Consider the following 26,369-nt stretch of genomic DNA (forward strand, 5'->3'; position numbering starts at 1 on the left):
CAAGGGGCAGATAATGCGCACTCTTCTTCTGGCACTTGCCGCCAGCACCGCTTTGATCGGGACGGCCAATGCGGCCACCGTTTTCCCGCTCGACCGGGCCACCATTCTCGCCGGCTCCCCTTTCGACTTCAAGGTCGAGTTCGACGGCCAGGTGAAGGCCGACGACGTCAAGGTCACCGTCAACGGTGCCGACTACAAGGCGACGCTCGGCAGCGATGTTCAGTTCGTCGAGAACGAAAAGGGCAAGGACGACAAGGTCCTTGGCTCGGCCGTGCTGCTGCGCGGCGTCAAGATCAACAAGGCCGGCTCTTATACGGTCGACGTTTCGGCCGGCGGCGAGACGAAGTCTGTCACCTGGAACGTCTACGCGACGCCCGCGACGCCCAAGGCCAAGAACATCATCTTCCTGCTCGGTGACGGCCTGTCGGTCGCCCACCGCACTGCCGCGCGCATCATGGCCAAGGGCATGACCGAGGGCAAAGCCAACGGCCGTCTCGCCATGGACGATCTCGACCATATGGCCTTCATCGGCACGTCCTCGACCAACGCCATCAACACCGACTCGGCCAACACCATGTCGGCCTATATGACCGGCCACAAGACGGCGATCAACGCCCTCGGCGTCTATGCCGACCGTACGCCGCCGTCGCTGGACGACCCGAAGGTGGAAAACATCGCCGAGGCGCTGCGCCGCACGACCAAGAAGTCGATCGGCGTCGTCGTCACCTCCGAGATCGAAGACGCCACGCCGGCCGCCGTTGTCGCCCACACCCGTAAGCGCGACGACAAGGCCGACATCGTCGGCATGCTCTACGACGTCAAGCCGGAAGTGGTGCTCGGCGGCGGTTCGGCCTACTTCCTGTCGAAGGAAGTGCCGGGCTCCAAGCGCAAGGACGACAAGGACTATATCAAGCTGTTCCAGGACGCCGGCTACAAGCTCGCCACCGACAAGAGCGAGCTTGAGAAGGCTGCCGGGTCGGACAAGATCCTCGGCCTGTTCCACACCGGCAACATGGACTACGCCCTCGACCGCATGCAGCTGAAGAAAGGCACCGTCGACAAGTTCCCGAACCAGCCGGGCCTCGTCGAGATGGCCAAGATCGCCCTCGACAACCTCTCGAAGAATCCCGAAGGCTTCTTCCTGATGATCGAAGGTTCCTGCATCGACAAGGCGAGCCATCCGCTCGACATGGAACGCGCCGTGTTCGAGACCATTGAGTTCGATCAGGCCGTCGCCCTGGCCCGCGAGTTCCAGGCCAAGAACCCTGACACTCTGATCGTCGTCACCGGCGACCATACCCATGGCGTGTCGATCGTCGGTACCATCGATGACACCATTGGCAAGGAAGGCCGGGAGAAGTTCCTGGTCGGCGCCAATGCCGGCTTCCCGACCTACGCCGACGCCAACAAGGACGGTTATCCAGACAAGATCGATCCGAGCCGCCGCCTCGCCATGTTCGTCTCGAACTACCCCGACCATTACGAGACGTTCAATCCCAAGCTCGACGGGCCGTTCGAACCGGCAGTGAAGAACGAAAAGGGCGAATACGTCGCCAACGAGAAGTACAAGGACGTTCCGGGCGCCATCTTCGTCGAAGGCAACCTGCCGAAGGATGAGTCGACCGGTACGCACACCGTTGACGACGTCGTGCTGCAGGCCGCCGGCCCCGGCGCCGACGAGTTCAAGGGCTACATGGAAGAAAGCGACGTCTACAAGGTGCTCGCCGATACCTTCGCCCTCGGCGTGAAGCAGTAAGCTTTCCACGGAACCATCGCGGGCCGGACGGTCGACGGCCGTCCGGCCCGCAGCCTTTTCTCGCAGATGGAGACTTCCATGGCCCCTATGGCAGTCCCAGCGGTTAGCCGCCGGACATTTCTCGCCGGTCTCGCCGCCCTCTCCTGCACGGGACTCGCGCGGGCTGGCGACACGCTGACCTTCGACGAACTCTACGGCAAGGTGTCGGTTCTCGGCCTGGCCTTTTCCGACAAGGTGAAGGCGCTCGCCGACAAGACGGTGTCGATGCGCGGTTTCATGGCGCCGCCGCTCAAGGCCGAAGCCAAGTTCTTCGTGCTCACCGAAATTCCCATGGCGCTCTGCCCCTTCTGTTCGTCGGATGCCGACTGGCCGAGCAACATCGTCGTCGTCTACATCGATGAGAAGACCACTTTCGTGCCGCCGTCGAAGCTGATCGAGGTGACGGGCACACTGGAGGTCGGCTCGTGGACCGATCCCGAGACGGGCTTTGTCAGTCTGCTGCGTCTCGTCCATTCCTCCTTCGAGACGGTTTGAGCCATGCTGCCACTCGCTCTTTCCGGCGTCGCCATCTCCTTCCCCGGCCTTGCTCAGCCGGTACTCTCCATTGATGGTCTGGCGGTGCCGGCCGGTGGCAGGCTCGCCGTCACCGGCGCTTCCGGCTCCGGCAAGAGTACCTTCGTCAATCTCGTCTCCGGCCTGGAACGCCCTGACACCGGGGCCATCCGTTGGCGCGATACTGACATCGCGACACTTTCGGAAAGCCGTCGCGACCGCTGGCGGGCCACCAATGTCGGCTTGGTCATGCAGGACTTCCACCTGTTTCCCGGTCTTGCGGCGATCGACAACGTGCTGCTGCCCGCCCGTCTCGCCCGCGCCGCAACAGCCGAGATCAAGGCACGCGCGCTTGAGCTTCTTTCCCGCGTCGGCCTTTCTCGGCCGAACCAGTCGGTGGAGACCATGTCGCGCGGCGAGATGCAGCGCGTCGCCGTGGCGCGCGCCCTCCTGCGCCGGCCGGGCGTGATCATCGCCGACGAGCCGACCGCCAGCCTCGACACTGAGGCCGGCGCCGAGGTCGGCAGGCTGCTTCTGGAACTGGCCGACCAGGAAGGCGCCACATTGATCGTCGTCAGCCACGACGAGCGACTGACCGAAAGGCTCGATCGACGCATTCGGCTCGCCGCCGGCCGTGTCGTTGCCGATACCGCCGCGGAGGTTTCGCCGTGATCCGCTTCGTCTTCGCCGACCTTCGCCGCCTCTGGGCGGCCTCGCTGGTCATCGTGCTGCTGGTGGCGCTTGCCACCGCGCTCGGCGTTGCAGTGACCTTGCAGGAACGGGCGCTGCGCCTCGGTTCTGCTCGCGCCGCCGACAAGTTCGATCTGATCGTCGGCGCACCCGGCTCGGAAACGCAGCTCGTGTTGTCCTCAGTGTTCCTGCAACCGGCCGCGCTGCCGTTGATGCCTGGTGAGGTGCTGACCAAGCTCATCGCCGATCCGCACGTCGCCTGGGCGGCGCCGATCGGTTTCGGCGACAACTTCATCGGTTACCCCATCGTCGGCACCACCACGGCCCTGATCTCCGGCACTACAACCGGCTTCACCAAGGGGCAGATGTTTGCCCACGAGGGTGAAGCTGTGGTCGGCTCGGGTGTCGATCTCTCGGTTGGCACAGAGGTAAAACCCATGCATGGCGCCGCCGGCGAAGGCGGCGAGACGCATGCGGACAGCATCTACCATGTGGTCGGTAAGCTTCAGCCGACCGGAACGGCCTGGGATCGCGCCATTCTCGTTCCTATTCAGGCGGTTTGGCACATTCACGGTCTCGGCGAGGATCACGACCACGCTGGCGAAGCGAACGCCGACCATAACGCGGCTGCCGAAGGCGGCGAGGAGCACCACCACGGCCATATCGACGCCGATGCACCACTCGACGAGAGTTTCAGCCGCGACGTGCCGGGGCTGCCGGCCATATTGGTCAAGCCTAAGACGATCGGCGACGCCTATACGCTGCGGCAGACCTATCGCACGACGGAGGGCACACGTGCAGTTTTCCCTGCCGAGGTTCTGACGTCACTCTACGCGACGCTCGGCGATGCCCGCACCGTGCTGATGTATGTCGCCTACGGGGCGCAAACGCTGGTCGCCGCGGCGCTGATGCTGATCGCCGTCATTCATGTGGCCCAACGGCGCAAACAGATCGGCGCTCTCCGGGCTTTCGGCGCGCCCCGCTTTGCCGTGTTCGGAATCGTCTGGCTGGAACTGCTGCTGCTGGTGGCGATCGGTGTCGGCGCCGGTTTCGGCCTGGGCTATGGCGCCGCTGAATTCCTGGCCGGCCTGTTCACAGCTCAAAGCGGTGTTCATATGCCCGTGGAGTTCACGACGTCCGATGCCGTTCTGGCAGCCACCTTCCTCACCGTCGCCGCCCTGATGGCAGCGCTGCCGGCTGCCCTCGCCTATCGCCAGTCGCCGGTGGAAGCGCTCAGGGGGTGAAGACGATGCGTTGGCCATCGTCGGGCGCGATCCAGGCCTGTTCGACATCCGACAGTGGCACCGATCGGGCCGTGAGGGTCAGTCCGGCCGGTACCGCTACGCGCAGCACGTCGCCGGCCGCAACGATCAGCCGTTCGAAAGGTACCGAGCCGATACCGCTGCCAATCAGTTCGATCGCCGAGGCGCGCAGCACGGCACTCGGCAGGCTGATGGTCTCGCCGCTCACCGAGCCAACTTCGACATAACGAAGAGGCACGGCGTCGCGTCCGGACTTGGCAGCGGCGATCAGTAGCCGCTCGGCGCTCATTCCCCAGAGATAGTCGACGACGACATCGACGCCCTCGGCGACGGTTTCGCTGAACCTCTTCTCCAGCATCTCCGCATCGTCATCAAGGACGATCATCACGTCGGCACCGACCTCGGCGAGAGCGGCGGCATTGCGTCCGGTGGCGATTACCTTTCCCGCGCCGAGATGTCTGGCGATCCTCACCGCCAGACGGCCGGAGGCGCCGGTGGCGCCGTTGATCAGCACCGTTTCGCCCGGCTTGAGCTTGGCCCGCTCGGTCAGCGCCACCCAAGACGACATACCGGGGTTGGCAATCGCTGCGGCCGTTACGTCGTCGAGATCGTCCGGCAGGTCGATGCAGTGTTCGACCGGTACCAGCGTCTGTTCGGCGAGCGCGCCATGAGGCGCGTCGGGCATGACGAAGTAAACACGCCGGCCATCGTCGGCAAGGCCGACACCGTCGACGCCGGGCACGAAGGGAAATGCACCAGACGAGCTGTAGTGACGACCCGAGGCGCGAGCGCGGGTGATCCGGCTCAACGCGGCGGCGGTCACGGTGACCCGAGCGAGCGAAGCGGTCGGTTGCGGCTCAGTGAAATCGCCATAGACGGGGGTGGCTCCAGCGGAGCGAACGATGGCAGCCTTCATGGCTGTTTCTCCTTCAAGGATGGGATTCAGTTGAGAAAGAAGACGATGGCAAGCAGGCAGTTCTCGTCGGCGCCGCTCCTCAGGGCGACATCGCGGAGACTGTCGTCGCCGTCGGCGACGATGCCGCTGGCGGCAAGGCGACGAAGCACCGTCTCCGGGGTATTGCGCGTCACCGCTGCCAGGGCGGAAATGGGCGCGTCCACCAGTGCTTCCTCAATCGGTCGCTCGATCTGAGGGCCGGTGATCATCCCCCAGGAAAACAAAGCCACCATCGTCAGCGCTGTGAAGGCGGCGATGCTTGCCCTACCCCAGCCCGACTTCAGGTGGTTACGGAAGGGACGCCAGTTGAGGGCAATATGAGCGCCGGCACCGAGCAGAAACGCCCAGGAGAACCACTGGTGCGTTACGGTGACCAGACCGACGTCCAGTTCGAAAAACATCAGAACGCCGGTTGCCGACATCAGCAGGAAAGCGCCGATGACCAACGGCGTCGCCCAGCGGCGCAAGGAGACTCCAGTGGCTTGCATGGGCGTTCCTTCCGGTCTCATTTACGTGTATAATGAGCATATATTTGACCCAACGGATGGAGTCAAGGAAAAGCGTGCAAAATACACTCAACTCCGACCAGATGCGCCAGCTGCACAGCGCCATGCTCGACATCGTCGGCACCATGAACCGGCCGCAGCGCGATGAGATGCTGATCCGCGAGGCCAGCATACCGCTCGACCGGGCGCTATTTCCGCTCCTGGTCGGCATCGAGCGCTTCGGACCGATCGGGGTCGTCGAGCTCGCCGACCGGGCCGGACGCGACTACACCACCGTCAGCCGTCAGGTAGCCAAACTGGAGAGTCTCGGTTTGGTGACGCGGCGCGCCAGCTTGGCCGATCGGCGCGTTCGTGAAGCGGTGGTGACGGAAAAAGGCAAGGCGACCACCGATCTTGTCGACGCAGCACGCGAACGCATCGGCCGCAAGGTGTTTGAAAACTGGGATCCCCAGGAGTTCGCCGATCTGGTGCGCTTGATGCGCAAGTTCGCCGATGCCATCGCCGACGAACTTCCTTTGGCGAAGGGCTGAGCGCCAGCTGTTTGCCTGATCGTTCGCTTTTAGTCAGCCTTCCGGGCCGCCTCGGCGAGAATCCACTCCCGAAAGGCCGCGAGACTTGGGTTGGCCAGAGCAGAGTGAAGCCAGCGCGCGCCGGCAAGCGGCGAGCATGTCGGCGAAGGTCGGGAAAGACAGGCCGATGTCTCAGCCCTGAGCAACCATCTCCGGCGCGATGTCTGCGCTGACGAAACCCCACCTCCCAAACGGCCCGAGAAACTCAGCAGGCCGTGACGTTGACGGCGAGACCGCCAAGCGAGGTTTCCTTGTATTTCGACTGCATGTCGAGGCCAGTCTGGCGCATGGTCTCGACCGCCGCGTCGAGGCTCACGACGTGCCGGCCGTCGCCGGCCAGCGCCAGTGACGCGGCATTGATCGCCTTGATGGCGCCGAAGGCGTTGCGTTCGATGCAGGGGATCTGCACGAGGCCGCCAACCGGATCGCAGGTCATGCCGAGGTGGTGCTCGATGGCGATCTCGGCGGCGTTCTCCACTTGGGCGGGACTGCCGCCGAGGGCAGCACAGAGGCCGGCCGCAGCCATGGCCGCCGCCGACCCCACTTCGCCCTGACAGCCAACTTCGGCACCTGAGATCGATGCGTTGCGCTTGATGAGGCCGCCGATCGCTGCTGCCGTCAGCAGAAACCGCCGAATGCCGTCGGACTCGCCGCCGCAGAAATCGCGGTAGTAGCGCAACACGGCCGGCACCACGCCGGCCGCACCGTTGGTCGGCGCGGTGACGACACGGCCGCCGGCAGCGTTCTCCTCGTTGACGGCAATGGCAAAGCAGGAAACGTAATCCATCACCACCATCGGCGAACGGTCATTGCCGGCCTCGCGCGCCTGGAACCGCTCGTAGAGCTGCCGTGCGCGTCGGCGAACACCCAAACCGCCGGCCAACTCGCCGTCGCGCCCAAGACCACGGTCGATACAGGCGAACATGGCCTCGGCGATACGGTCGACGGCGGCAAGGCAATCCTGGTCCGGCTTGCGGGCCCGTTCGTTGTCGAGGGCTATGTCGGCAAATGAGCGACCCGTTGCAGCCGACAGGGCGAGGAGCTCGGCGGCCGTGCCGTAGCGCCAGGGTAACGGCGTCCCGCCGTCATCCCCCTCCGGCTCTCCCTCGCACACCACGAAGCCGCCGCCAACCGAGTACCAGACTTCCGAAAGAAGCTCGGTACCGGTCGTATCCTCGGCGGCAAAGCGCATGGCATTGGGATGACGCTCGAAGGTGGCGACGCAGTCGAAGACCACGTCGCGATCTGGATCAAAACTGATCGCTCGGCCGTCCGGAAGGAACAGGCGCCGCGCCGCGACGATGTCGGCCAGCCTGTCGTCGGCGAGGTCGGGATCGATGTCATCCGGGCGAAACCCGGCGAGGCCGAGAATCAGTGCCTTGTCTGTGGCGTGCCCCTTGCCGGTCCAGGCGAGCGAGCCGAAGGCGGTGGCCGTCACACGGGCAACCTCCGACAGCCTCGGTTGCAAATGCTGCATGAAGACGAAGGCAGCGCGCATCGGCCCAACGGTATGCGATGACGACGGACCTATGCCGATCTTGAAGAGCTCGCCGAAGGCGGCCGGCTGGCGATCGTCTGTAGCCGCCGGCAGGATATCGGATGGCGAGAGCAAGACCTTCTCCTCGTTCGGCATCTTGTGAGGGCCAAAGATTCCAAGTCATATGGGGTGGTTTGCAGTCGGCTGGCAAGAGCGAACGAAGGGAGCGACATGACGAGCGACGAAAGCGCTAAGGCGCCGGTGGTCGTCTGGTTCCGCGACGATTTGCGGCTTGCCGACCACCCTGCCCTCGACGCGGCGAACGCATCAGGCCATCCGGTGCTTTGCCTGTTCGTGCTCGAAGAGGGGACCAAGCGACGATCACTTGGCGCGGCCAGTCGCTGGTGGCTCGACAAGAGCTTGGCGGCTCTCGATAGCGATCTCCAGCGGCTCGGCGGCCGGCTGATCCTGCGGCGCGGCGATCCACGCCGCATCGTGCCCGAGATTGCCGCCCAGATCGGCGCCAGCGCTTTGTATTTCAATCGTCGCTACGATCGGGAGGGCAGCGATATCGATGATGCCGTGAGCGCAAGGCTGCGCCAGCAGGGGATCAGCGTCTCAAGCCATGCCGCGTGGCTGTTGTTCGAGCCCGGCGCGATCCAGACCAAGACAGGCGGTCCCTTCCGGGTCTTCACACCGTTCTGGAAAGCGCACCGGCCATACCTCGGCCCACGAAACCAGCTCTGCCGCCGGCCCGAAGCGATGTCCTTCTTCGAAGGTGCAGTCGCTTGCGAAGCGCTGGCCTCGTTCGATCTTCATCCGACACAGCCCGACTGGTCGGCTGGTCTCGCTTCGACTTGGACGCCGGGCGAGGCCGAAGCTACCAAGCGGCTTTCGTCCTTTATCGACAAGGGACTATCCCGCTACGCCGCGGAACGCGATTTTCCGGCCGCCGAGGCATCGTCCCGTCTGTCGCCCCACCTGCGTTTCGGCGAGATCGCCGTGGCACGCGTTGCCCATGAGGTGATGCAGGCGGAAGCCGCCGGCTCGATTCCGGATGAAGCCGCCGAGAAATTCCTTGCCGAAATCGGTTGGCGGGAGTTCGCCTGGCATCTGTTCTCCATCTTCCCGGACCTGGCGACGCGCAACTTCCAGTCTGGCTTCGAGCATTTTCAATGGCGCACGGACGATGAGGCCCTGAAAGCCTGGACGGCCGGCCGCACCGGCTATCCGATCGTCGATGCCGGCATGCGGGAGCTCTGGCAAACCGGCTTCATGCACAATCGCGTGCGCATGATCACCGCCTCGGTCCTCGTCAAGCATCTGCTGATCGACTGGCAGCTGGGCGAGCAATGGTTCTGGGACACGCTGGTCGATGCGGACCTCGCGTCCAACCCGTTCGGCTGGCAGTGGGTGGCGGGAACCGGCGCCGACGCCGCGCCCTATTTCCGAGTGTTCAACCCTATCGCGCAGGGCGAGAAGTTCGATCCCGACGGGGTCTACGTTCGTCGCTTCGTGCCGGAGATCGCTGATCTGCCCAACAAGCTGCTACACCGGCCATGGGACTCGCCGCCGTTGCTGCGCCCGGTATACTCGCCGCCAATCATCGATCATGAGGATGGACGAAAGCGTGCCCTCGCCACCTTCGCGGCCCGTCGATAAACCTTCGTGGATCGGTTGCATTTCGTAGGGCGGAGCGGGCGACAAAGCGCTTGGCCTGCGCTATAGACGGTGCTCATGTCGATGATCACCACCACTCCCGCGCTGGCCGATGCCTGCGCCCACCTCGCCCGTTTCGACTTCGTCACCGTCGATACCGAATTTCTCCGGGAAAGCACCTTCTGGCCGAAGCTGTGCGTCGTACAGCTCGCCAGCCCCGAACAGGTGTTCGTGGTCGACGCGCTGGCGCCCGGCCTTGACCTTGCGCCCTTCTTTGAGCTGATGCGCAACGAAGCGGTGCTGAAGGTGTTCCACGCCGCCCGGCAGGACATCGAAATCGTCTGGCACCTCGGTGGCTTCGTGCCGGTACCGCTGTTCGATACTCAGGTGGCGGCGATGGTCTGCGGTTTCGGCGACTCCATCTCCTATGACCAGCTGGTGGCGCGGGTGACCGGCATCGTTCTGGACAAATCGAACCGCTTCACCGACTGGTCGCGCCGTCCGCTGACCCAGAGCCAGGTCGATTATGCCGAGGCGGACGTCACTCATCTGCGGGATGTCTACCGCCATCTCCAAGAAAGCCTCGCCAAGGCTGGTCGCACCGACTGGGTGGATGAGGAAATGAAGGTGCTGACCTCCGAAAGCACCTACCATACCGATCCGGACGAAGCGTGGCAGCGGCTCAAGATGCGGGTCAAGAAACCGCGCGAGCTGATCATCCTGAAGGAAGTCGCCGCCTGGCGGGAGCGCGAAGCGCAGGGCCGTGACGTGCCTCGCTCGCGCGTCATCAAGGACGACTGCATCTACGAGATCGCCACGCAGGCGCCGACCACGCCGGAGGCGCTCGGCCAGCTCCGCACCATTCCCAAGGGGTGGGAACGGTCCCGTTCCGGCGAGGAAATCCTGGCCGCAGTCCGTCGTGCCCTTGAAATCCCCAAGGAAGACTGGCCGAAGCTGCCGCGCCACCGCCAAATGCCTGAGGGTACCGGCGCCGCCGTGGACCTGATGAAGGTGCTGCTCAAACTGGTGTCCGAGGCCGAGGGCGTCGCCGCCAAGGTGATTGCCACCACCGACGATCTCGAGGACATCGCTGTTTCCGACGACGCCGACGTTCCGGCCATGCGTGGCTGGCGGCGGGAGATGTTCGGTGAACTGGCCCTCAAGCTGAAGCGTGGCAATCTGGCCATCACCTTCGATGGCAAGAAGATCATCGCCATCGAACGGTAACCGACTGGGCTGGCTCCAGTTCGCTCGCATAAAAAGGGCACCCTCGCGGGTGCCCTTTGATTTTTGTACGTCGCTCCGACGTTACCCCGTAACGCGGATCACGCCATCCTTGAGGCCGCCCACTTTGGCGAGCTGCACGACACGCTTCAGGAGGCGGTCACCGGAGAGATCGCCAAGATCGCTCGGCAGGTTGAGAACCAGGAGATCCCCATCCACCGAAAGCTTCGTGCGGGGCAGCACATCGGGCATGGACGCGGTGACGAGATAGGCGACGCGCAGTACGGCGCCCAGCGTGCGTGCCCGCTCCTTGAGACGGGTCGGCGCCAGTTCGCGAATACGTGGCGAGACTGCGTCGTCGAGAAGCCCAACGTGCCGGTAGAAGACGGCGAGCGCCAGATAGGCTCGCCCCGGGTGATCGATGCCGACGAAGGAGGCGTTGGAAAGAATTCCGAGGCTTTGTTCGCCGCGATAATCGGGGTGAGCGCGCCAGCCGATATCGGAAACCAGACAGGCCGCCGTTCGCAAGCGGATCTCGTCCTCTGTTTCCTCGATGCCGAGCATCGAGAAGGCGGCTTCCGACCAGGAGACCAATTCCTTGGCATGTCGTGGCGAGCGCGAGCGCACCCAGTTGAGTTCCGATGCGGCCTCGATCAATGGATCCTTGGTCCGCTCATCGTTCGAAAGGCGCTCGTAGAGATAGCCCTCGCGGACGCCAAGGGCGGAAATCACCACATGCGACGGGCGAATGGCCCGAATGACCTGCTCGAGCACAAGGGCACCGTAAGGCAGCAGGCCCTGGCGAGAGCGAGAGACAACCTCAATCCGGTCGACACTTTCAGGATCGCGGCGAGCGACAACCCGAGCGAACTCGAGTGCCTCTTCGGCCCGGATCGAATAATGGTGCATGACGTGCAGCGGATAGCCGGTCTCGTACATATGGAGAAGGGCGAGCGAGCGCCACGTCCCACCCACGGCGAAGAAGGGCAGCCCGCTACACGGCATCTGGACGATGGCAGGCTCCAGGGCATCAGCGACGATCTTCTCAGCCTTGCGTATGGAGCCTTCGGAGGCCTCCAACAGGCGTATGCCGCCGAGCGGATAGGTGCGCCCGGTACCGACCGTATCGTTCTCGATGCGGATGAGCTCCAGGCTGCCGCCACCGAGGTCGCCAACGATGCCCGCCGGTTTGTTCATGCCGGACATGACGCCGAGCGCCGATAGCCGCGCTTCATCGCCCCCCGACAGAAGATTGACCTCGACGCCACATATGTCCTCGACGGCCTTGAGGAACTCCGGGCCGTTGGCTGCATCTCGGGCCGCCGCCGTGGCCAGAATATAGAGCTCCACCGAGCCGCTCTGCTCGGCAAGGAGCTTGAAGCGGCGTATGGCGGCAAGTGCCCGGTCGACCGACTCCTGGTTCATACGGCCGGTCGCGGCCAGCCCTTTGCCGAGGCCGGCGAGCATTTTCTCGTTGAACAGCATGGTTGGCGCCCGGGAAAGGCGCTCATAGACGACAAGACGGACGGAGTTGGAGCCGATGTCGATGACCGACACTGGGCCATAACCGGGCAACCGACCGGGAGCTTCACACCGACAGGTGCTTTTCGTTCCGTCCGGCAATAGACTTGGGTGCGTCGTTTTCAAGCGAATGTCCACGTCCCGATAGAGATGGATGGGTCATGAAATAGCGGTGCGCGTTGAAAGGCTCTTCGCCTGGCTCCGGCACGATGCGTTCGTGGCCACCGTCGGGCAACAGGCGCCAGCTTTGCTGGTTGTCGCGGAGATTGGCCACCATGATCTGATCTACGGCTTGGGCGTGCACGCTCTCCGTGGTTAGGGGCACCAGCACCTCGACGCGACGGTCAAGGTTGCGCGGCATCATGTCGGCGGAGCCGATGTAAACTGTAGCACGCGGATTGGGCAATGCCTGACCGTTGCCAAAGCAGAAAATACGGCTGTGCTCGAGGAACCGGCCGACAATCGATTTAACTCGAATATTGTCCGAGAAGCCGGGAATCTGTGGCCTCAGGCAGCAGATGCCGCGCACGACCAGATCGATCGACACGCCCGCCTGACTCGCTTCGTAGAGCGCGTCGATGATGTCGGCGTCGACCAGCGAGTTCATTTTCATCCAGATCTGGCCGGTACGTCCGGCCCGCGCATGATCGATCTCCCGGCCGATGCAGTCGATGATGGTCTTCCTCAGCGTCAGCGGGCTCATGGCCAGCGCGTTGAGCGACTGCGGTTCGGCATAACCGGTGATGAAATTGAAGATGCGCGCCACGTCCTGGGCGATGGTCTTGTTGGCCGTGAAGTAGCTGAGGTCGGTGTAGATCCTGGCGGTGATCGGGTGATAGTTGCCGGTACCGAGATGGCAATAGGACGTGAGCTGCTGCCCCTCGCGGCGCACCACCAGCGACATCTTGGCGTGGGTCTTCAGCTCGAAGAAGCCGAACACCACTTGTACGCCGGCGCGCTCGAGATCGCGCGCCCAGCGGATGTTGGCCTCTTCGTCGAAGCGAGCCTTGAGCTCGACCAGCGCCGTCACCGACTTGCCCGCGTCGGCGGCCTCAATCAGCGCGCGGACGATCGGACTATCGTTGGAGGTGCGGTAGAGCGTCTGCTTGATGGCGATGACTTCAGGGTCGGCTGCCGCCTGCCGCAGGAACTGCACCACCACGTCGAACGACTCATAGGGGTGGTGGACGATCAGATCCTTCTGGCGAATGGCCGCAAAGGCGTCGCCGGCGTGTTCGCGGATGCGTTCGGGATAACGGGGCGCATAAGGTTCGAACTTGAGATCCGGGCGATCGAGGCTCACCAGCTGGCTGAGATCGTTGAGGGCGAGCAACTCGTCGAGGAGTTGCACCTCATCGGGCATGCAGCCGACCGCTTCGGTGACGAGCTGACGCAACGCCACCGGTGTTGAACGTTCGAACTCGGCGCGGATGACCAGGCCCTTGCGGCGGCGCTTCAGTGCGCTTTCGAACAGGCGGACCAGATCCTCGGCCTCTTCTTCCACTTCAAGATCGCTGTCGCGCAGGATACGGAAGCTGCCCTGGCCGCGCACCGTATAGCCGGGGAATAGGCGACCGATGAACATGGTCACCACCTGCTCCAGCAGAATGAAGCGGGTCACCCCCTGGGCGTTGTCATCGGGCAGGCGGACGAAGCGGTCGATCTTGGCGGCCATGCGGATGAGGGCCACCATGCTCTCGTTGCCGCGCACCCTGACGAGATCGAGGACGATCGAGAAGCCGAGATTGGGAATGAAAGGGAATGGGTGCGCCGGGTCGACGGCGAGCGGCGTCAGCACCGGGAAGATCGACGACAGGAAATAATCTTCCAGCCAGACCTCGTCTCCAGCCTTGAGCTTGTTGGGATCGACCAGAACGATGCCGGCCTTCTCGATCTCGGTCCGAAGATCGCGCCAGCGAGCCTGCTGCGCATCGGCCAGCCGAGCGGCGGCTTCGGAAATCACCGCCAACTGCTCGGAAGGCGTCAGCCCGTCGTCGGACCGGGTGGTGACGCGCTCGCGCACCTGCCCCTTGATGCCGGCAAAGCGCACCATGAAAAATTCGTCGAGATTTCCGGCCGAGATCGATAGGAAGCGCAGGCGCTCCAGCAGGGGGTGGCTGGCGTTCTGGGATTCCTCGAGCACGCGACGATTGAAGCCCAACCAGGAGATTTCGCGGTTCACGAAACGCTCGGGCGAGTCCAAAGTCATGGTCGGAGTGATCGCCGGCGCAGGCTCGGCTTCTATCGTCTCGCTCACGGCTGCATCCGTCTCGCTCATCTCCACGACCTCACGCTCGCGGGGCTGGTAGGCCCAGGCTTCAGGCAGGACCGGCCGCTTGCGGTCAGTCTAGCTTACGTGCCAAATCCATGCACCAGCTATGTGACAGTTTGTCTACGGCTTCCGTCGTCGGCGACAATCTCTTTGTCGGCTTCGAAATCAGTGGTCGCTTTCGGGCGCCAACACCTCGGCGGCGATGGCCTTGGTGATGCGACGGCCGCGAGCCAGCGACTCGCGGTCAAGCGCCTCCACCAGCGCACAGGCGGCGGCGCAGGACCGCTCCATGCGCAGCAGGATATAGTCGAGCACGCCGGCATCGATGGCGAGCTGCCGATCGGCGAGTAGCTTTATCATCACCTTCTGAAGAAGCTCATCGTCGGGCGGGCCGAGGAAGGCCGGCTGGGCGGCGCGGAGGCGCGACAATAGGTCGGGAAGCGTCACGCCCCAGGCCGCCGGTACTGAATGGGCGGTTATCAGCACCGAGGCGCCGCGTCCACGCGCCGCGTTGAGCAAATGGAACAGGGCATTCTCGTCGAGCGCGGGATCGTCGGCATCCTCCACCGCAACCGCGCCGGTCAGAATCAGATCGGCGGGGTCGGTGCCGCCAAGGTCCGACGCGGTGACAACGGCAGCCCGGCTCTTTGACGCCCAGATATTGACGAGGTGGGTCTTGCCCGAGCCGTTGGGGCCGATCAGCAGCACCACCGACGCCGGCCAGTCCGGCCAGGCGTCGATGAAGGCCGCAGCCTCGCGGTTGCCTTCGCCCACCAGAAAGTCTTCCCGGTTCATCGCTGCCTGATGCGGCATGGCAAGCGGCAGCTGGCGCGGTTTCATACGGCTCATGGGGCGATATCCTTGGGTGGGACAACGGTCTCGCCTATCAGAGGATCGGGAGCCCTTTCTGGGTCGAGATCGTAAAACGGGCTTTCGCGATACTTGGCAAAAGCAAAGCGGACCAGCACGGCCACCGAGGCGGCTGCCGGCACGGCGACCAGAAGGCCGACGAAGCCGAACAACGTGCCGAAGGCGAATAAGGCAAACATCAGCCACACCGGATGCAGGCCGACCGACTGGCCGATCAGCTTGGGCTGGAGGATGTTGCCTTCTATAAACTGACCGACGACGAAGATGCCGATGATGACGGAGATCCACGTCCAGTCCGGCCAGAATTGATAAAGCGCCACGCCGATGGCAAGGCCGCCGCCGACAATCGATCCCAGATAGGGGATGAAGCTGATGAGGCCGGCCACCAGACCGATCAACAAGCCGAAGGACAAGCCGGCGAGCGACAGCGATACGGCGTAAAACAAGCCAAGCAGCGCCGACACCGACACCTGCCCGCGCACGAAATTGGCAACACCGACATTCATCTCGTGAGCGAGGGCCCGGATGGTTTCGCGGTGATGGCGCGGCAGGTTGTCGTCGATGGAGGCAACCATGCGATCCCAGTCGAGCAGCATGTAGAAGGCCACCACCGGCGTCACGACCAGGAGCGAGATCACCGAGATCAACGTCTGGCCACCATTCCATACCGACGAGATGAGCGTGCCCATGATGGCAGAGCCATCACTAAACAAGGCACCGAGCGAGCCGCGAATATCAGTGGCCGAAATGCGCAAAGCCTTGAAAAGGCGGGTCCCCGCTTCGTGACTCAACCAGCGCTGAGCTGCGTCGAGATAAGCGGGCATGTTGGCAATCAGGCCCTGGAGCTGACTTCCGAGGACCGGCACGATGATCATCAGCGCCAACAGCGCCAGCAGGACGAAAAGGACAAGGATCAATGCCGTGGCAAGCGCTCGGGACAGGCCCAACCGCTCGAGACGGTCGGCGACCGGATCGAGCAAATAGGCCAGCGCCATGCCAGCCACGAAGGGGAGCAGAATGGAAGAAAAGACGAACAGCAGCAGGCCGAAGGCCAGCGCCGCGCCCGTCCAGAAGAAAACCGCATTCCTGAGCTTCACGCGTCGTCCTCACCCTTGCATGAATGCAAGCCAGCCTTTGACGTAGGCGGCGGCGGAGACCAGGGTCAAGGCTGCCACAACCCAGCCCATGATATCCACAAGCGACGTCAACTGCCATGCCAAGCCGAGATCGCCGAGCAATAGGGCGGCATAAACAATCTGCGCCACCGTGTTGGCCTTGGAAATCAGAAGCGGCACGATCGGCACCGGCTTGGATGCCAGCCAGGAGACGATGACGCCGCCGACGATCAGCACGTCGCGGCTGACCACCAGCACGGCGAGCCACATGGGTGCGTGACCGGTGGCTGCCAACACCACGAAGATCGAGACCAGCAGCGCCTTGTCGGCCGCCGGATCGAGCAGACGACCGAGTTCGCTGGCCTGACCCGGCACGTGGCGGGCGATGGCGCCATCGACGCCGTCGGAAATGCCGGCGATCACGAAAACGGCGAAGGCCCAACCAAAGGTACCGTCCAGCAGCAACAGGATCACCACGGGAACGGCGATCAGACGGGCCAGCGTGATAAGATTGGGTATGGTCAACAGTATCCCCGGCGGAAGGTGGTCCGGAGCGCTGCCGGGCGCTCTCCAATAACTGTCCGAGCGTCGGCTTTTCGGCCCGGTCCGATCGACCCGATCTCAGGACGCCGAGGGTCATTTGAGCATTGCTGCTCCGCTTTCCAAGACCGACCTCCGGCCATAACAGCTGTTTTCCCAGCATGAGAGGCGGGAAAGGCGCAAATTCGACTTGTCATTTTGCGCCGTTTCGGCTTCTTGCCGGATATCCATTGCAGGAGAGGCGTGAGGCTCCATGAACGGCAAGAACGGGCTCACCTATCGCGACGCCGGTGTCGATATCGACGCTGGAAACGCCCTCGTCGATCGCATCAAGCCCTTGGTCAAAGCGACGCGGCGGATCGGCGCCGACGCCGACATCGGCGGCTTCGGCGGCCTATTCGATCTTGCGGCCTGCAAGTTCCGTGATCCGGTTCTGGTGGCCGCCAACGACGGTGTCGGCACCAAACTCGCCGTGGCCATCGAGGCGGGCATCCATGGCTTTGTCGGCATCGACCTCGTGGCGATGAGCGTCAACGATCTGGTGGTCCAGGGCGCCGAACCGCTGTTCTTCCTCGACTACTTCGCCACCGGGCGTCTCTCGGTTGACACCGCGACCGAAGTGGTGGCCGGCATCGCCGAAGGCTGCAAGATGGCCGGCTGTGCGTTGATCGGCGGCGAGACGGCCGAAATGCCCGGCATGTATAAAGACGGCGACTATGATCTCGCGGGCTTTGCCGTTGGCGCCGTCGAACGCGACGGCGTGCTGCCGCGCAATACCGTGCAAGCGGGCGACGTCATCCTCGGCATTGCCTCCTCCGGTGTTCATTCCAACGGTTTCTCGCTGGTTCGCAAGATCGTCGAGCGCTCGGGCCTCTCCTATGCCGATCCGTCGCCTTTCTCGGACGGCGAGACGCTGGGTGTGGCCCTGACGGTGCCGACCCGCATCTATGTAAAGCCGATCCTTTCCGCTCAGAGGGAAACGGGGGCCATCAAGGCGCTTGCCCACATCACCGGCGGTGGCTTTGTCGACAACATTCCACGCGTCCTGCCGGCCGGTCTGTCGGCGCGCATCGATCTTTCAGCGGTCAACGTACCCAAGGTGTTCGGCTGGCTGGCCGAAATCGGCGGGCTCGATCAGGCTGAACTGGTGCGCACCTTCAACTGCGGTATCGGCATGATCGCCGTCGTCGCGCCCGAGGATGTCGGCCGGGTGACGGCCGCGCTGTCGGCGGCCGGCGAGACGGTCGTTCGCTTCGGTGAGATGGTCGCCGACCCCGAGGGCCCCCGCACGCTGTTCGAAGGTGCGCTGGAGTTTTGAAGAGCGAGTAGGACGGGTAATGGGCAAGCTCAAGGTCGGCATTCTGATTTCCGGGCGCGGCTCCAACATGGCCGCTCTGGTCGAAGCGGCGCAGAAGCCTGAATTTCCGGCCGAGGTTCGTTGCGTTGTCGCCAATCGGCCGGATGCCAAGGGGCTGGACTTCGCCCGCCAACACGGCATTCCGGCCATTCTCGTCGACCATAAAGCCTATGCTTCCAAAGCCGAATTCGAAGCCGCGGTGACTGACGCGCTGGTGGCCCACGACGTCGACTTTGTCTGTCTCGCCGGCTTCATGCGCATTGTTTCTCCCGGCTTCATCGAGCGCTGGCACAACCGGCTGATCAACATTCACCCGTCGCTGCTGCCGTCCTACAAAGGGCTTCATACCCACGAACGAGCGCTGGCCGACGGCGTCAAGCTCACCGGCTGCACCGTGCATTTCGTGCGGGCAGAAATGGATGTGGGGCCGATCGTTGCCCAGGCGGCTGTTCCTGTGATCGCAGGTGATACCCCGGACAGCCTCGCTGCCCGCATCCTGACGGCCGAGCACCGCCTTTATCCCCTCGCCCTGCGGCTGATTGCCGAGGGCAAGGCGACGGTCCGGGGCGAGATCGTCGAGATAGCCCCCAATGCAGTGGACGAAACGGCGCGATTGTTTTCGGCCCGCTAAGTCGTCAGAACAAGCTGCCTTGTGCGGGTGGCTCATCGTCGTCGTCAGACGTGGGATCGACCGTCTGCGAGTCTGGTTTCGCGTCAATCATCAGCGGTTCGGCAAGCGGGGCGATCAGCGCCTCGTCGTCATTGGCCACGCTGTTTGCCCGTTCGCTGACCGGGATCGCCTCCAGCAAATCGTCGGCAGCCGGCCGTAGGAGATGCTCGACGTCGCGCGGGCGGCGGTTGCCGCAGTCGAGCCATTCGTCCCAATCCTTGGGGTCGAGGATGACCGGCATCCGGTCGTGCAACATGGCCATCAGTCTGTTGGCCGACGTGGTGAGAATGGCCCCGGTATCGATCTCGCTGCCATCCGGCCCGAGCCAAGTCTCATTCAGCCCCGCGAAGGCCATGGTCGAGCCGTCGCGCGGACGAATGTAATAGGGCATCTTGGCTGTCCCCATCCGTCGCCACTCATAGAAGCCGGAGGCAGGAACGAGGCAGCGGCGATGGCGCATCGCCGTGCGAAACGATGGTTTGTCGGCGGCCGTTTCCGAGCGGGCGTTGAACAGCAGCGATTGAGTCTTGGCCTCCTTCGTCCAGGATGGAATGAGGCCCCACCGCACCAGGCGCGCGTGCCGGACGCCATCAAGCCCGGCATCCACGATGACGATGGGCTGGGTGGGAGCGATGTTATAACGGTTACTCATATCAAGGATGCGGCGGATATAGTCCGCGTCGATGGGGTACCCGAACAGGTTCTGCATCGCCCTGAGCGACTCGATGAGCACAAATCGACCGCACATGCACCGACCTCGATAACCAATCGTTTGGGGAACACAGGAGTATCAGCTTCGCCCATAGCGAAACAAATGCCGGCGTAAGGTATTTGGCAACCTTGACGGCGTTATGTTTCCTAAAGCGAATTTTTCGGCGGGGGACGAATTGGCGGGCACGGCAGGCACGGACGAGCTCGTGAGACCGGAGACCGATTTTTCTCCGGAGCATCTAGTTGCCGCCAATATTCACCCGGACACCTGGCTCGCGACCGATTATCTCAACCATTTCAATGAAGTGGTGATGCTGATCGACATGTTGCCGATGATGCCGGATTGCGCGCCGGATGTCGTTGCCTGGCAACCCTGCTCCTATGTCGACCATTTCCGCCAGTCGCATTTCAAGGAGCGCGATCTCGCGATCGCGGCCTATGAGGCTTCCGACCCCGAGCGTCGGCAGGCGTTCGACGACACCGTCGCCCGGATTGACGCTGCGATGGCCAACCTGCAGCGCATGATCATCGACGCCCCGATGGATGCGTTGCCGATCGAGGCGCTGACCGATCTTTCGGAAATGCGCATCAAGCCGTTACTCGCCCATGCCATGGGACTGATCAACGGCGCACCGGTGGCGGCGGCGGTTACCGAAGACACCGGCGACGCGCAGTCGGCCGTCGACGCCCTGTTCGGCTGACATCATGCCCTCCCCTCCTCACGTTCGGCAGCCCCGGATCGGCGTCAGCGTTGGCGTCTGGCGCGGCGGCGAAGTGCTTTTGGTGGAACGATCCGGCGATCCGTCGGGTGGTCTCTGGAGCTTCCCCGGCGGCCATCTCGAATGGGGGGAGACCCTTGAGGAGGCCGCCCGCCGAGAGGTCTTCGAGGAAACCGGCCTGCGAGTGACGATCGCCGGCATCCCACTCGTTCATGAGGTGATTCTCTCGGGCGGCGACGGCGGCACCTTCCGCCACTATGTGCTGATCGTCTTCGCTGCGACCGCCGCCGCCAATGCGGAGCCAGTAGCCGCCTCCGACGCATTGGCTGCCCGCTTCGTCCTGCCCGAACAACTCGCCGACCTCAGCCTGACACCGAAGCTCGCCGAATTCATCGACCGCACAAAGGCGCTTGTCGAAGGCTGACGCATCCTTGCCCCGCCCGGGCGGACGGTCCAGAATGCCGACAGGTTTGGCGCGACAGGGGGCGTTTCTTGCTAAAGGTTCTGGCCGTGTTCGTGACGCTTGCCTCGGCGACGCCGCTTCTGGCTGCCGACACCATCTCGCCGCCGCCCTATCAGGCCGACGTACTTCGCCTGTCCGAGGTGCTTGGCGCGGCCGCTTATCTCGATGGTCTCTGCGCCGGGCCAACATCGGTAGACTGGCGCGCCAAGATGGTTTCGCTCCTCGATGCGCAAGGCCTCGACGGGGCGGCACGCCGGCCCTATGTGGAAGCCTTCAATCGCGGCCAGCGCACCTTTGCCGTTGCTCATCGGACCTGCACGGCGGCGGCGCGCAGTGTGCTCCAGCGTTATTTCGCCGAGGGTGCACAACTGTCCGAACGCCTCGATCAGCGCTTCGGCCGGACCGGTGATTCGCCTGCCGCACCCGCCCGCTGATGGTTAACAGTGCGTTAACCGCAGTTCTTCAAAGTCGTTAACGCTCTTTAACGGTTGGCGTTGCGTCTTGGCGGAACGATGCTAGTGTGCCCCCTGTCGATGATGCGGATCGGTAAGCGGCCTTCGTGCTGCGGGCCGATTCCCGAAGGTGCGGATGGGGCCGATGTCGGATATGCGGGACGAGCTGCTTGAGCCGGTTGAGGCCGCGGTGGGTGATAATTTCAAGCATCGCGCCATGACTCACATGGAGCGCGCCTTTGACGATGCCGACGATGACGGGATTCCCGTTGACGCGGTTGCTCACGCCGCGCTGTTTGCAGCGCTGACGACACTTGTTGAGTGTTTCGGCGAGGAGAGCGTGGCCAGGCTCGTGTCCGAACTGCCGGAGAAGATTTCTTCGGGCGGATACACGCTGTTGCGGACCCTGCAGTAAGGCGAGACGGGCTTTCGCGAGGCCGGGGGAAGACATGCGGATTTCCATCGGAGCGCCCTTGTTCGCCGCGGTGGTCGCGGTGAGCCTGTCGCTGTGCGCTATGCCGATGGCCTGGGCTTTTGGAGTTCAGTCAACGCCCGAAGCGAACCACTCACCCGGTAGCGGCTTCGGTTTCAGCGTTCCCGGCGGAGCTCCCGATAGCGGCGTTGCAAATCCGCCCAGCGAGGAAGCGCAGAGTCCGCTTCCCGAAGTGCATTACGATCTCTCGACGTTGCCTCCCCCTGTTGCGGCCATGCGTGAAAAGATCATCGCTGCCGCCCGTTCCGGCGACGAAGCCCAGATGCGGGCGGTAATCGGTTTATCAAACCCAGCGCCAGTGTTCTCATCGACCGGCGAGGGAGATCCAATCGATATTCTGAAGACGGCCTCCGGCGACAAGGCCGGTCTGGAGGTATTGGCTATCCTGCTCGACGTGCTCGATGCCGGCTGGGCCGTAAAGGGTGAAGGGACGCAGGTCCGTTACGTCTGGCCCTATTTTGCCGAGTTCCCGCCGAACGCCCTCAATCGCCGCCAGCTCGTCGAGGTCTACCGCGTGCTGACGGCCGGCGACTTCGAGGAGATGCGGGCAGTCGGCTCCTACGAGTTCTACCGCCTGGAGATTGCCGCCGACGGGCGCTGGCTCATGTTCATGGCCGGCGAATAACCCTGCCGGGGTTCAGGATGCCTTCCGGATCGAAAGCGTCCTTGAGGCGCCCCATCAGCTCCAGATCGAGCGCCGGCTTGACCTCCGCCAACAGGTCGACCTTGAGCCGCCCGACGCCATGCTCGGCGGCAACCGAACCGTCGTATTTTTGCACCACCGCGTGCACGACGGCGTTCATCTCGTCCCAGCGAGAAAGAAAGGCCTGACGGTCGCCGCCCTCGGGCTGGCTGATGTTGAAGTGGATGTTGCCGTCGCCCATGTGGCCGAAGGGCACCGGCCGGCAACCTGGGAAGGCAGCCGTCACGGCGGCCATCGCTTCGTCCAGGAAAGCCGGCAGATCGCCGATCGGCACGGAGATATCGTGCTTGATGGAGCCACCTTCCTGTTTTTGAACTTCGCTCATGCCGTGGCGAAGCCGCCAGAAATCGTCGATCTGGGAAAGCGACTGCGCCACCGCCGCGTCCAGCGCCTCACCCGCCTCCATGGCACCGGTAAGAATATCGAGGATCGCCGCGCCAGCTTCTGCATCGGAAAGGCCGGAACTGACCTCCACCAGGACATACCAAGGCGCCCGAGTCGTCGGCAGGCGGGCGCCCGCGATATGGCGCAGGGCGAATTCCATGGCGAGACCGGACATCAATTCGAAGCCGGTGAGGCCGAAACTTGCCGTCGCCTGAGCACGGGCAAACAGGCCGAGCGCCGCCGCCGGCGAGGCGACGGACACGAAGGCGGCGGCCAACCCGCGCGGGCGGTGACGGAGCCTCAAAGCAGCTGCCGTGATGATGCCCAACGTGCCTTCCGAACCGATAAACAATTGTTTCAGATCATAACCGGCGTTGTCCTTGCCGAGCCTTCGGAGACCATTCCAAATGCGACCGTCGGCAAGCACCACTTCAAGGCCAAGCACCAGGTTTCGCGCGTTGCCGTAGGCGAGCACGGCGGTGCCGCCAGCGTTGGTGGCAATGTTGCCGCCGATCTGGCAGGAGCCAAGCGAAGCGAGCGTCAGCGGAAAGATGCGATCCGCCGCCTCGGCTACGGCGTGCACGGTGGCGAGCGGCATACCGGCCTCGACGACCATGCAGTTACCCAGCGGATCGATCGAGCGAACTCTATCAAGCCGTTCTAAAGAAACGACAATTTCCTGTCGCTCAGGGACTGGAATCTGTCCGCCGACAAGGCCTGTGTTGCCGCCCTGTGGCACGATCGGCGTCTTCGTCTCATGGGCGAGACGCAGAATGGCGGCCACTTCCGCCGTGTTGGCCGGCCTCAGAACGAGCGGGGTTTCGCCCTTGTAGAGGTCGCGCCATTCCACGAGATATCGCGCCTTGTCCGACGCCTCTGTGAGGGCGTGGCCGGGGCCGACGAGGGTGGCAAAGCGAGAGACGAGATCGGGCGTCAACGGGGTCTTCATGTGGCGGAACCTACAGCCACGAGATGCGGCCGTCGAGGGTTGGCAGCGGTCACGAAGGGGGTCCCGGTGAGGCGGTTCCGCGACTTGCTATTGTCATAATCCTTGTGTCATACGAGCACGACATCCGGATTTGATTAGGCGGGGTTACAAAATGGCAGGTGCTGTGGGGCTGATGGCGGGCAAGCGTGGCCTGATCATGGGGTTGGCCAACAACCGTTCCATCGCCTGGGGAATTGCCAAGTCGCTCCATGCCGCTGGTGCCGAGATCGCGCTGACCTATCAGGGCGATGCGCTGAGGAAACGCGTCGAACCGCTGGCCGCCGAGCTGGACGCGCTGGTGGTTGGCCACTGCGACGTGGCCGAGGCAGATACCATCGATGCCGTCTTTGCGACGCTCGCCGAAAAATGGGGCAAGATCGACTTCCTGGTGCACGCCATCGGCTTCTCCGACAAGGACGAACTGACGGGGCGCTATGTCGACACCAGCGAAGCGAACTTCCAGAAGACCATGCTGATTTCGGTCTATTCCTTCACGGCTGTCGCCCGGCGCGCCGAGAAGTTGATGACCGATGGCGGCTCGATGCTGACGCTCACCTATTACGGCGCCGAGAAGGTGATGCCCAACTATAACGTCATGGGTATTGCCAAGGCTGCGCTGGAAGCGTCAGTCAAGTATCTCGCCGTCGACCTCGGCCCCCAGAACATCCGCGTCAACGCCGTCTCGGCTGGCCCGATCAAGACGCTGGCCGCCTCCGGTATCGGCGACTTCCGCTACATCCTGAAGTGGAACGAGTATAACGCGCCGTTGCGCCGCACCGTCACCATCGAGGAGGTCGGCGACAGCTCGCTCTATCTGCTGTCCGACCTGAGCCGCGCCGTCACCGGCGAGGTGCTGCATGTCGATAGCGGCTATCATACCGTCGGCATGAAGGCCGTGGATGCGCCGGACATTTCGGTCATCAAGGACTGACGAGGCTGAATTCCGAACCTGAAAAGCCGGGCCAAAAGCCCGGTTTTTTGCATTCTGGTCCTTTGCCTTGACAATTAAGCCCGCTGCTCCTAGATGACGGCCCATGGGTGAGGGACCCCAGCCGCCCGCCGGCGCAAGCCATGGTGAAGCTCCCGTCGATCGCTCCGTTACACGGCATCGAGACCTCTCGGCAATGCGGGCACCCTGCTTACGGTCATCTCCGATGCCATACGGAGAACGGTCATGTCGTCCCCATTACCAACACTCGACGAGTTGAAAGCCCAGGCTCGCCGTCTTAGAAGCTCGCTTGCCGAAGCCGGCAGCGAGATCAGCCATTCGAAATCGCTGGAGCTGATTGCCAAGCAATACGGCTTCGCCGACTGGAACACGCTCTACGCCAAAGCCGGCAACGAGCCGCCTCGGCGCTCGTGGAACCCCGGCGACCGCGTGAAGGGAAGCTATCTCGGCAAGGCCTTCGAAGGCACCGTGCTGGCGCTGAAGGCGGCCACCTCGGTACCGGGCTACTACACCATCACTGTCGACTTCGACGAACCGGTGGATGTGGTGGAATTCGAGAGCTTCTCGGCTTTCCGCAAGCGCGTTACCGCCACCATCGACGAGGCAGGCATCAGCCCATCCAAAACGTCGAATGGCCGGCCGCATATGGTGCTATCAGCCTGATGATCTTGGCCTCCAGAGCCTGTTTGGGCAGGCTCTGGATTTCCTTTTCCTGACGACCTCAGGCGAGCAAGGCCTTCGTCGCGGCCGCGACATCGGCCTGCCGCATCAGGCTTTCTCCAATCAAGAAGGTCTTGGCACCGACGCGTGCCAATCGCGCGAGATCGGCCGGCGTGAACAGGCCGGATTCGGCGACCAGAATGCGGTCACTCGGCACGCTTTTCGACAGCTCTTCCGTGGTCTCGAGCCGCGTCTCGAAGGTCCGGAGATTGCGATTGTTGATTCCGAGAAGGGGCGATCGCAGCCCCAGCGCCCGCTCGAGTTCCGGGGCGTCGTGCACTTCAAGGAGCACGTCCATACCCAGTTCGAAAGCGGTGTCCTCAAGGCGTCTGGCGGTGTCGTCATCGACTGCCGCGAGGATGATCAGAATGCAGTCGGCACCCCAGGCCCGCGCTTCGTAGACCTGATAGGCGGAAAACAAGAAGTCCTTGCGAAGCGCCGGCAGCGCCGCCGCCGCGCGAGCGGCCTTGAGATAATCGGGATGCCCCTGGAAGGACGGCGCATCGGTCAGGACCGAAAGGCAGGCCGCCCCACCCTCCTGATAAGCGCGAGCCAGCGCCGGCGGATCGAAATCCGGCCGGATCAGCCCCTTCGACGGGCTAGCCTTCTTGATCTCGGCGATCAGCGCGTAACGGCCTTCGGCGTGTTTCTTCTCAAGGGCGGCGCGGAAGCCACGCGGCGGCGCCTGGTCGGCGGCCATCGCCTTGATGTCCGCAAGCGGAATTGCCGCCTCGGCAGCAGCGATCTCCTGACGCTTGTAGCTCTCGATGCGAGCGAGAATGTCGGCCACGG

Annotated in this window: 27 protein-coding genes; 16 read left to right on the forward strand and 11 right to left on the reverse strand. The window is 63.6% G+C overall.

Annotated features, from left to right (window positions below; translation table 11 throughout):
* Positions 1 to 13 precede the first annotated feature (13 nt).
* The 4 genes from G522_RS0101595 to G522_RS0101610 all read left to right on the forward strand — a co-directional run bounded on the left by G522_RS0101595 (position 14) and on the right by G522_RS0101610 (position 4,242).
* Positions 14 to 1,756 carry an alkaline phosphatase gene (locus tag G522_RS0101595; RefSeq protein ID WP_026789555.1) on the forward strand — a complete coding sequence of 581 codons (1,743 nt, stop codon included), beginning with the start codon at positions 14 to 16 and terminating at the stop codon, positions 1,754 to 1,756.
* A gap of 78 nt (positions 1,757 to 1,834) precedes the next feature.
* A complete protein-coding gene (locus tag G522_RS0101600; RefSeq protein WP_026789556.1) occupies positions 1,835 to 2,290 on the forward strand; it encodes a hypothetical protein in 456 nt (151 codons plus the stop codon).
* A 3-nt stretch (positions 2,291 to 2,293) separates the two neighbouring features.
* Complete coding sequence (locus G522_RS0101605; RefSeq protein WP_026789557.1) at positions 2,294 to 2,980, forward strand: ABC transporter ATP-binding protein; 687 nt, start codon at positions 2,294 to 2,296, stop codon at positions 2,978 to 2,980.
* Positions 2,977 to 4,242 carry an ABC transporter permease gene (locus G522_RS0101610; protein WP_026789558.1) on the forward strand — a complete coding sequence of 422 codons (1,266 nt, stop codon included), beginning with the start codon at positions 2,977 to 2,979 and terminating at the stop codon, positions 4,240 to 4,242. The genes G522_RS0101605 and G522_RS0101610 overlap by 4 nt, the downstream gene beginning before the upstream one ends.
* On the opposite strand, the gene G522_RS0101615 is transcribed toward G522_RS0101610, so the two are convergent.
* On the reverse strand, positions 4,232 to 5,176 hold the full coding sequence (locus G522_RS0101615; RefSeq protein ID WP_026789559.1) for a quinone oxidoreductase family protein: 945 nt from the start codon (positions 5,174 to 5,176) through the stop codon (positions 4,232 to 4,234). The genes G522_RS0101610 and G522_RS0101615 overlap by 11 nt on opposite strands.
* 26 nt (positions 5,177 to 5,202) lie before the next feature.
* Entirely contained in the window at positions 5,203 to 5,703 is a 501-nt protein-coding gene (locus G522_RS0101620; protein ID WP_026789560.1) for a DUF4405 domain-containing protein, read from the reverse strand.
* A 56-nt stretch (positions 5,704 to 5,759) separates the two neighbouring features.
* Between G522_RS0101620 and G522_RS0101625 the strand changes: the two genes are divergently transcribed.
* Positions 5,760 to 6,251, forward strand: a complete 492-nt coding sequence (locus G522_RS0101625; protein ID WP_026789561.1) for a MarR family winged helix-turn-helix transcriptional regulator — start codon at positions 5,760 to 5,762, stop codon at positions 6,249 to 6,251.
* 244 nt (positions 6,252 to 6,495) lie between these two features.
* Here G522_RS0101625 and G522_RS0101630 read toward each other — a convergent pair whose 3' ends face one another.
* Entirely contained in the window at positions 6,496 to 7,881 is a 1,386-nt protein-coding gene (locus G522_RS0101630; protein WP_051228206.1) for an L-serine ammonia-lyase, read from the reverse strand.
* 117 nt (positions 7,882 to 7,998) lie between these two features.
* Between G522_RS0101630 and G522_RS0101635 the strand changes: the two genes are divergently transcribed.
* Together G522_RS0101635 and rnd are read left to right on the forward strand one after the other, a co-directional pair.
* Positions 7,999 to 9,429, forward strand: a complete 1,431-nt coding sequence (locus G522_RS0101635; protein ID WP_026789563.1) for a cryptochrome/photolyase family protein — start codon at positions 7,999 to 8,001, stop codon at positions 9,427 to 9,429.
* Positions 9,430 to 9,504: 75 nt separating this feature from the next.
* Positions 9,505 to 10,653, forward strand: a complete 1,149-nt coding sequence (rnd, locus tag G522_RS0101640) for a ribonuclease D (protein ID WP_026789564.1) — start codon at positions 9,505 to 9,507, stop codon at positions 10,651 to 10,653.
* 81 nt (positions 10,654 to 10,734) lie between these two features.
* Here rnd and G522_RS0101645 read toward each other — a convergent pair whose 3' ends face one another.
* The 5 genes from G522_RS0101645 to G522_RS0101665 all read right to left on the reverse strand — a co-directional run bounded on the left by G522_RS0101645 (position 10,735) and on the right by G522_RS0101665 (position 16,953).
* On the reverse strand, positions 10,735 to 12,207 hold the full coding sequence (locus G522_RS0101645) for a Ppx/GppA family phosphatase (RefSeq protein ID WP_281168416.1): 1,473 nt from the start codon (positions 12,205 to 12,207) through the stop codon (positions 10,735 to 10,737).
* Between the two features lie 31 nt (positions 12,208 to 12,238).
* Positions 12,239 to 14,449: an RNA degradosome polyphosphate kinase gene (locus tag G522_RS0101650; RefSeq protein ID WP_026789566.1), complete on the reverse strand. Its 2,211-nt coding sequence runs from the start codon at positions 14,447 to 14,449 to the stop codon at positions 12,239 to 12,241.
* Between the two features lie 159 nt (positions 14,450 to 14,608).
* Positions 14,609 to 15,292 carry an HdaA/DnaA family protein gene (locus tag G522_RS0101655; protein WP_026789567.1) on the reverse strand — a complete coding sequence of 228 codons (684 nt, stop codon included), beginning with the start codon at positions 15,290 to 15,292 and terminating at the stop codon, positions 14,609 to 14,611.
* Positions 15,289 to 16,410, reverse strand: a complete 1,122-nt coding sequence (locus G522_RS0101660) for an AI-2E family transporter (protein WP_026789568.1) — start codon at positions 16,408 to 16,410, stop codon at positions 15,289 to 15,291. Before G522_RS0101660 ends, G522_RS0101655 begins: the two co-directional genes overlap by 4 nt.
* Positions 16,411 to 16,419: 9 nt before the next feature.
* Entirely contained in the window at positions 16,420 to 16,953 is a 534-nt protein-coding gene (locus G522_RS0101665) for a CDP-alcohol phosphatidyltransferase family protein (RefSeq protein WP_026789569.1), read from the reverse strand.
* Between the two features lie 268 nt (positions 16,954 to 17,221).
* On the opposite strand from G522_RS0101665, the gene purM reads away from it, so the two are divergent.
* Positions 17,222 to 18,286, forward strand: a complete 1,065-nt coding sequence (gene purM / locus G522_RS0101670) for a phosphoribosylformylglycinamidine cyclo-ligase (RefSeq protein WP_026789570.1) — start codon at positions 17,222 to 17,224, stop codon at positions 18,284 to 18,286.
* 19 nt (positions 18,287 to 18,305) lie between these two features.
* A complete protein-coding gene (purN, locus tag G522_RS0101675) occupies positions 18,306 to 18,956 on the forward strand; it encodes a phosphoribosylglycinamide formyltransferase (protein WP_026789571.1) in 651 nt (216 codons plus the stop codon).
* Positions 18,957 to 18,960: 4 nt separating this feature from the next.
* Here purN and G522_RS0101680 read toward each other — a convergent pair whose 3' ends face one another.
* Positions 18,961 to 19,743 carry an SOS response-associated peptidase gene (locus tag G522_RS0101680; RefSeq protein ID WP_026789572.1) on the reverse strand — a complete coding sequence of 261 codons (783 nt, stop codon included), beginning with the start codon at positions 19,741 to 19,743 and terminating at the stop codon, positions 18,961 to 18,963.
* A 169-nt stretch (positions 19,744 to 19,912) separates the two neighbouring features.
* Between G522_RS0101680 and G522_RS0101685 the strand changes: the two genes are divergently transcribed.
* The 5 genes from G522_RS0101685 (at position 19,913) to G522_RS25060 (ending at position 22,458) form a co-directional block, all read left to right on the forward strand.
* Positions 19,913 to 20,407 carry a hypothetical protein gene (locus tag G522_RS0101685; RefSeq protein WP_026789573.1) on the forward strand — a complete coding sequence of 165 codons (495 nt, stop codon included), beginning with the start codon at positions 19,913 to 19,915 and terminating at the stop codon, positions 20,405 to 20,407.
* A gap of 4 nt (positions 20,408 to 20,411) precedes the next feature.
* Complete coding sequence (locus G522_RS0101690) at positions 20,412 to 20,849, forward strand: NUDIX hydrolase (protein ID WP_036837581.1); 438 nt, start codon at positions 20,412 to 20,414, stop codon at positions 20,847 to 20,849.
* 68 nt (positions 20,850 to 20,917) lie between these two features.
* Positions 20,918 to 21,322, forward strand: coding sequence for a TIGR02301 family protein (locus G522_RS25055; protein WP_051228044.1), 405 nt, complete (start codon positions 20,918 to 20,920; stop codon positions 21,320 to 21,322).
* A 163-nt stretch (positions 21,323 to 21,485) separates the two neighbouring features.
* Positions 21,486 to 21,755 (forward strand): hypothetical protein, encoded by a 270-nt coding sequence (locus G522_RS0101700; RefSeq protein WP_026783093.1) that lies wholly within the window; start codon positions 21,486 to 21,488, stop codon positions 21,753 to 21,755.
* A 34-nt stretch (positions 21,756 to 21,789) separates the two neighbouring features.
* On the forward strand, positions 21,790 to 22,458 hold the full coding sequence (locus G522_RS25060) for a hypothetical protein (RefSeq protein ID WP_051228050.1): 669 nt from the start codon (positions 21,790 to 21,792) through the stop codon (positions 22,456 to 22,458).
* Here the strand turns inward: G522_RS25060 and G522_RS0101710 are convergent.
* Positions 22,442 to 23,869 carry an FAD-binding oxidoreductase gene (locus G522_RS0101710; RefSeq protein WP_026789576.1) on the reverse strand — a complete coding sequence of 476 codons (1,428 nt, stop codon included), beginning with the start codon at positions 23,867 to 23,869 and terminating at the stop codon, positions 22,442 to 22,444. The genes G522_RS25060 and G522_RS0101710 overlap by 17 nt on opposite strands.
* A 151-nt stretch (positions 23,870 to 24,020) precedes the next feature.
* Here G522_RS0101710 and fabI point away from each other — a divergent pair, with 151 nt between their 5' ends.
* Together fabI and G522_RS0101720 are read left to right on the forward strand one after the other, a co-directional pair.
* On the forward strand, positions 24,021 to 24,839 hold the full coding sequence (gene fabI / locus G522_RS0101715) for an enoyl-ACP reductase FabI (RefSeq protein WP_026789577.1): 819 nt from the start codon (positions 24,021 to 24,023) through the stop codon (positions 24,837 to 24,839).
* 243 nt (positions 24,840 to 25,082) lie between these two features.
* The gene (locus G522_RS0101720; RefSeq protein ID WP_036837583.1) at positions 25,083 to 25,520 is read left to right on the forward strand and encodes a glyoxalase superfamily protein; all 438 of its coding nucleotides are present in this window, start codon (positions 25,083 to 25,085) and stop codon (positions 25,518 to 25,520) included.
* A 58-nt stretch (positions 25,521 to 25,578) separates the two neighbouring features.
* Here the strand turns inward: G522_RS0101720 and trpC are convergent, their stop codons facing one another.
* Positions 25,579 to 26,367, reverse strand: coding sequence for an indole-3-glycerol phosphate synthase TrpC (trpC, locus tag G522_RS0101725; RefSeq protein WP_026789579.1), 789 nt, complete (start codon positions 26,365 to 26,367; stop codon positions 25,579 to 25,581).
* Positions 26,368 to 26,369 lie beyond the last annotated feature (2 nt).

The organism is Pleomorphomonas oryzae DSM 16300, assembly GCF_000422965.1.
Classification (GTDB): Bacteria; Pseudomonadota; Alphaproteobacteria; order Rhizobiales; family Pleomorphomonadaceae; genus Pleomorphomonas; species Pleomorphomonas oryzae.

What these genes read in the sequence shown, in the direction of transcription:
- G522_RS0101635 (WP_026789563.1), top strand. Translation starts at nt 7,999, where the DNA reads ATGACGAGCGACGAAAGCGCTAAGGCGCCGGTGGTCGTCTGGTTCCGC.
- G522_RS0101625 (WP_026789561.1), top strand. Translation starts at nt 5,760, where the DNA reads ATGGAGTCAAGGAAAAGCGTGCAAAATACACTCAACTCCGACCAGATG.
- purN (WP_026789571.1), top strand. Translation starts at nt 18,306, where the DNA reads ATGGGCAAGCTCAAGGTCGGCATTCTGATTTCCGGGCGCGGCTCCAAC.
- G522_RS0101680 (WP_026789572.1), bottom strand. Translation starts at nt 19,743, where the DNA reads ATGTGCGGTCGATTTGTGCTCATCGAGTCGCTCAGGGCGATGCAGAAC.
- G522_RS0101620 (WP_026789560.1), bottom strand. Translation starts at nt 5,703, where the DNA reads ATGCAAGCCACTGGAGTCTCCTTGCGCCGCTGGGCGACGCCGTTGGTC.
- G522_RS0101650 (WP_026789566.1), bottom strand. Translation starts at nt 14,449, where the DNA reads ATGAGCGAGACGGATGCAGCCGTGAGCGAGACGATAGAAGCCGAGCCT.
- G522_RS0101700 (WP_026783093.1), top strand. Translation starts at nt 21,486, where the DNA reads ATGTCGGATATGCGGGACGAGCTGCTTGAGCCGGTTGAGGCCGCGGTG.
- G522_RS0101690 (WP_036837581.1), top strand. Translation starts at nt 20,412, where the DNA reads ATGCCCTCCCCTCCTCACGTTCGGCAGCCCCGGATCGGCGTCAGCGTT.
- G522_RS0101720 (WP_036837583.1), top strand. Translation starts at nt 25,083, where the DNA reads ATGTCGTCCCCATTACCAACACTCGACGAGTTGAAAGCCCAGGCTCGC.
- G522_RS0101600 (WP_026789556.1), top strand. Translation starts at nt 1,835, where the DNA reads ATGGCCCCTATGGCAGTCCCAGCGGTTAGCCGCCGGACATTTCTCGCC.
- rnd (WP_026789564.1), top strand. Translation starts at nt 9,505, where the DNA reads ATGTCGATGATCACCACCACTCCCGCGCTGGCCGATGCCTGCGCCCAC.
- purM (WP_026789570.1), top strand. Translation starts at nt 17,222, where the DNA reads ATGAACGGCAAGAACGGGCTCACCTATCGCGACGCCGGTGTCGATATC.
- G522_RS0101710 (WP_026789576.1), bottom strand. Translation starts at nt 23,869, where the DNA reads ATGAAGACCCCGTTGACGCCCGATCTCGTCTCTCGCTTTGCCACCCTC.
- G522_RS25060 (WP_051228050.1), top strand. Translation starts at nt 21,790, where the DNA reads ATGCGGATTTCCATCGGAGCGCCCTTGTTCGCCGCGGTGGTCGCGGTG.
- G522_RS0101615 (WP_026789559.1), bottom strand. Translation starts at nt 5,176, where the DNA reads ATGAAGGCTGCCATCGTTCGCTCCGCTGGAGCCACCCCCGTCTATGGC.
- G522_RS0101605 (WP_026789557.1), top strand. Translation starts at nt 2,294, where the DNA reads ATGCTGCCACTCGCTCTTTCCGGCGTCGCCATCTCCTTCCCCGGCCTT.
- fabI (WP_026789577.1), top strand. Translation starts at nt 24,021, where the DNA reads ATGGCAGGTGCTGTGGGGCTGATGGCGGGCAAGCGTGGCCTGATCATG.
- G522_RS0101655 (WP_026789567.1), bottom strand. Translation starts at nt 15,292, where the DNA reads ATGAGCCGTATGAAACCGCGCCAGCTGCCGCTTGCCATGCCGCATCAG.
- G522_RS0101595 (WP_026789555.1), top strand. Translation starts at nt 14, where the DNA reads ATGCGCACTCTTCTTCTGGCACTTGCCGCCAGCACCGCTTTGATCGGG.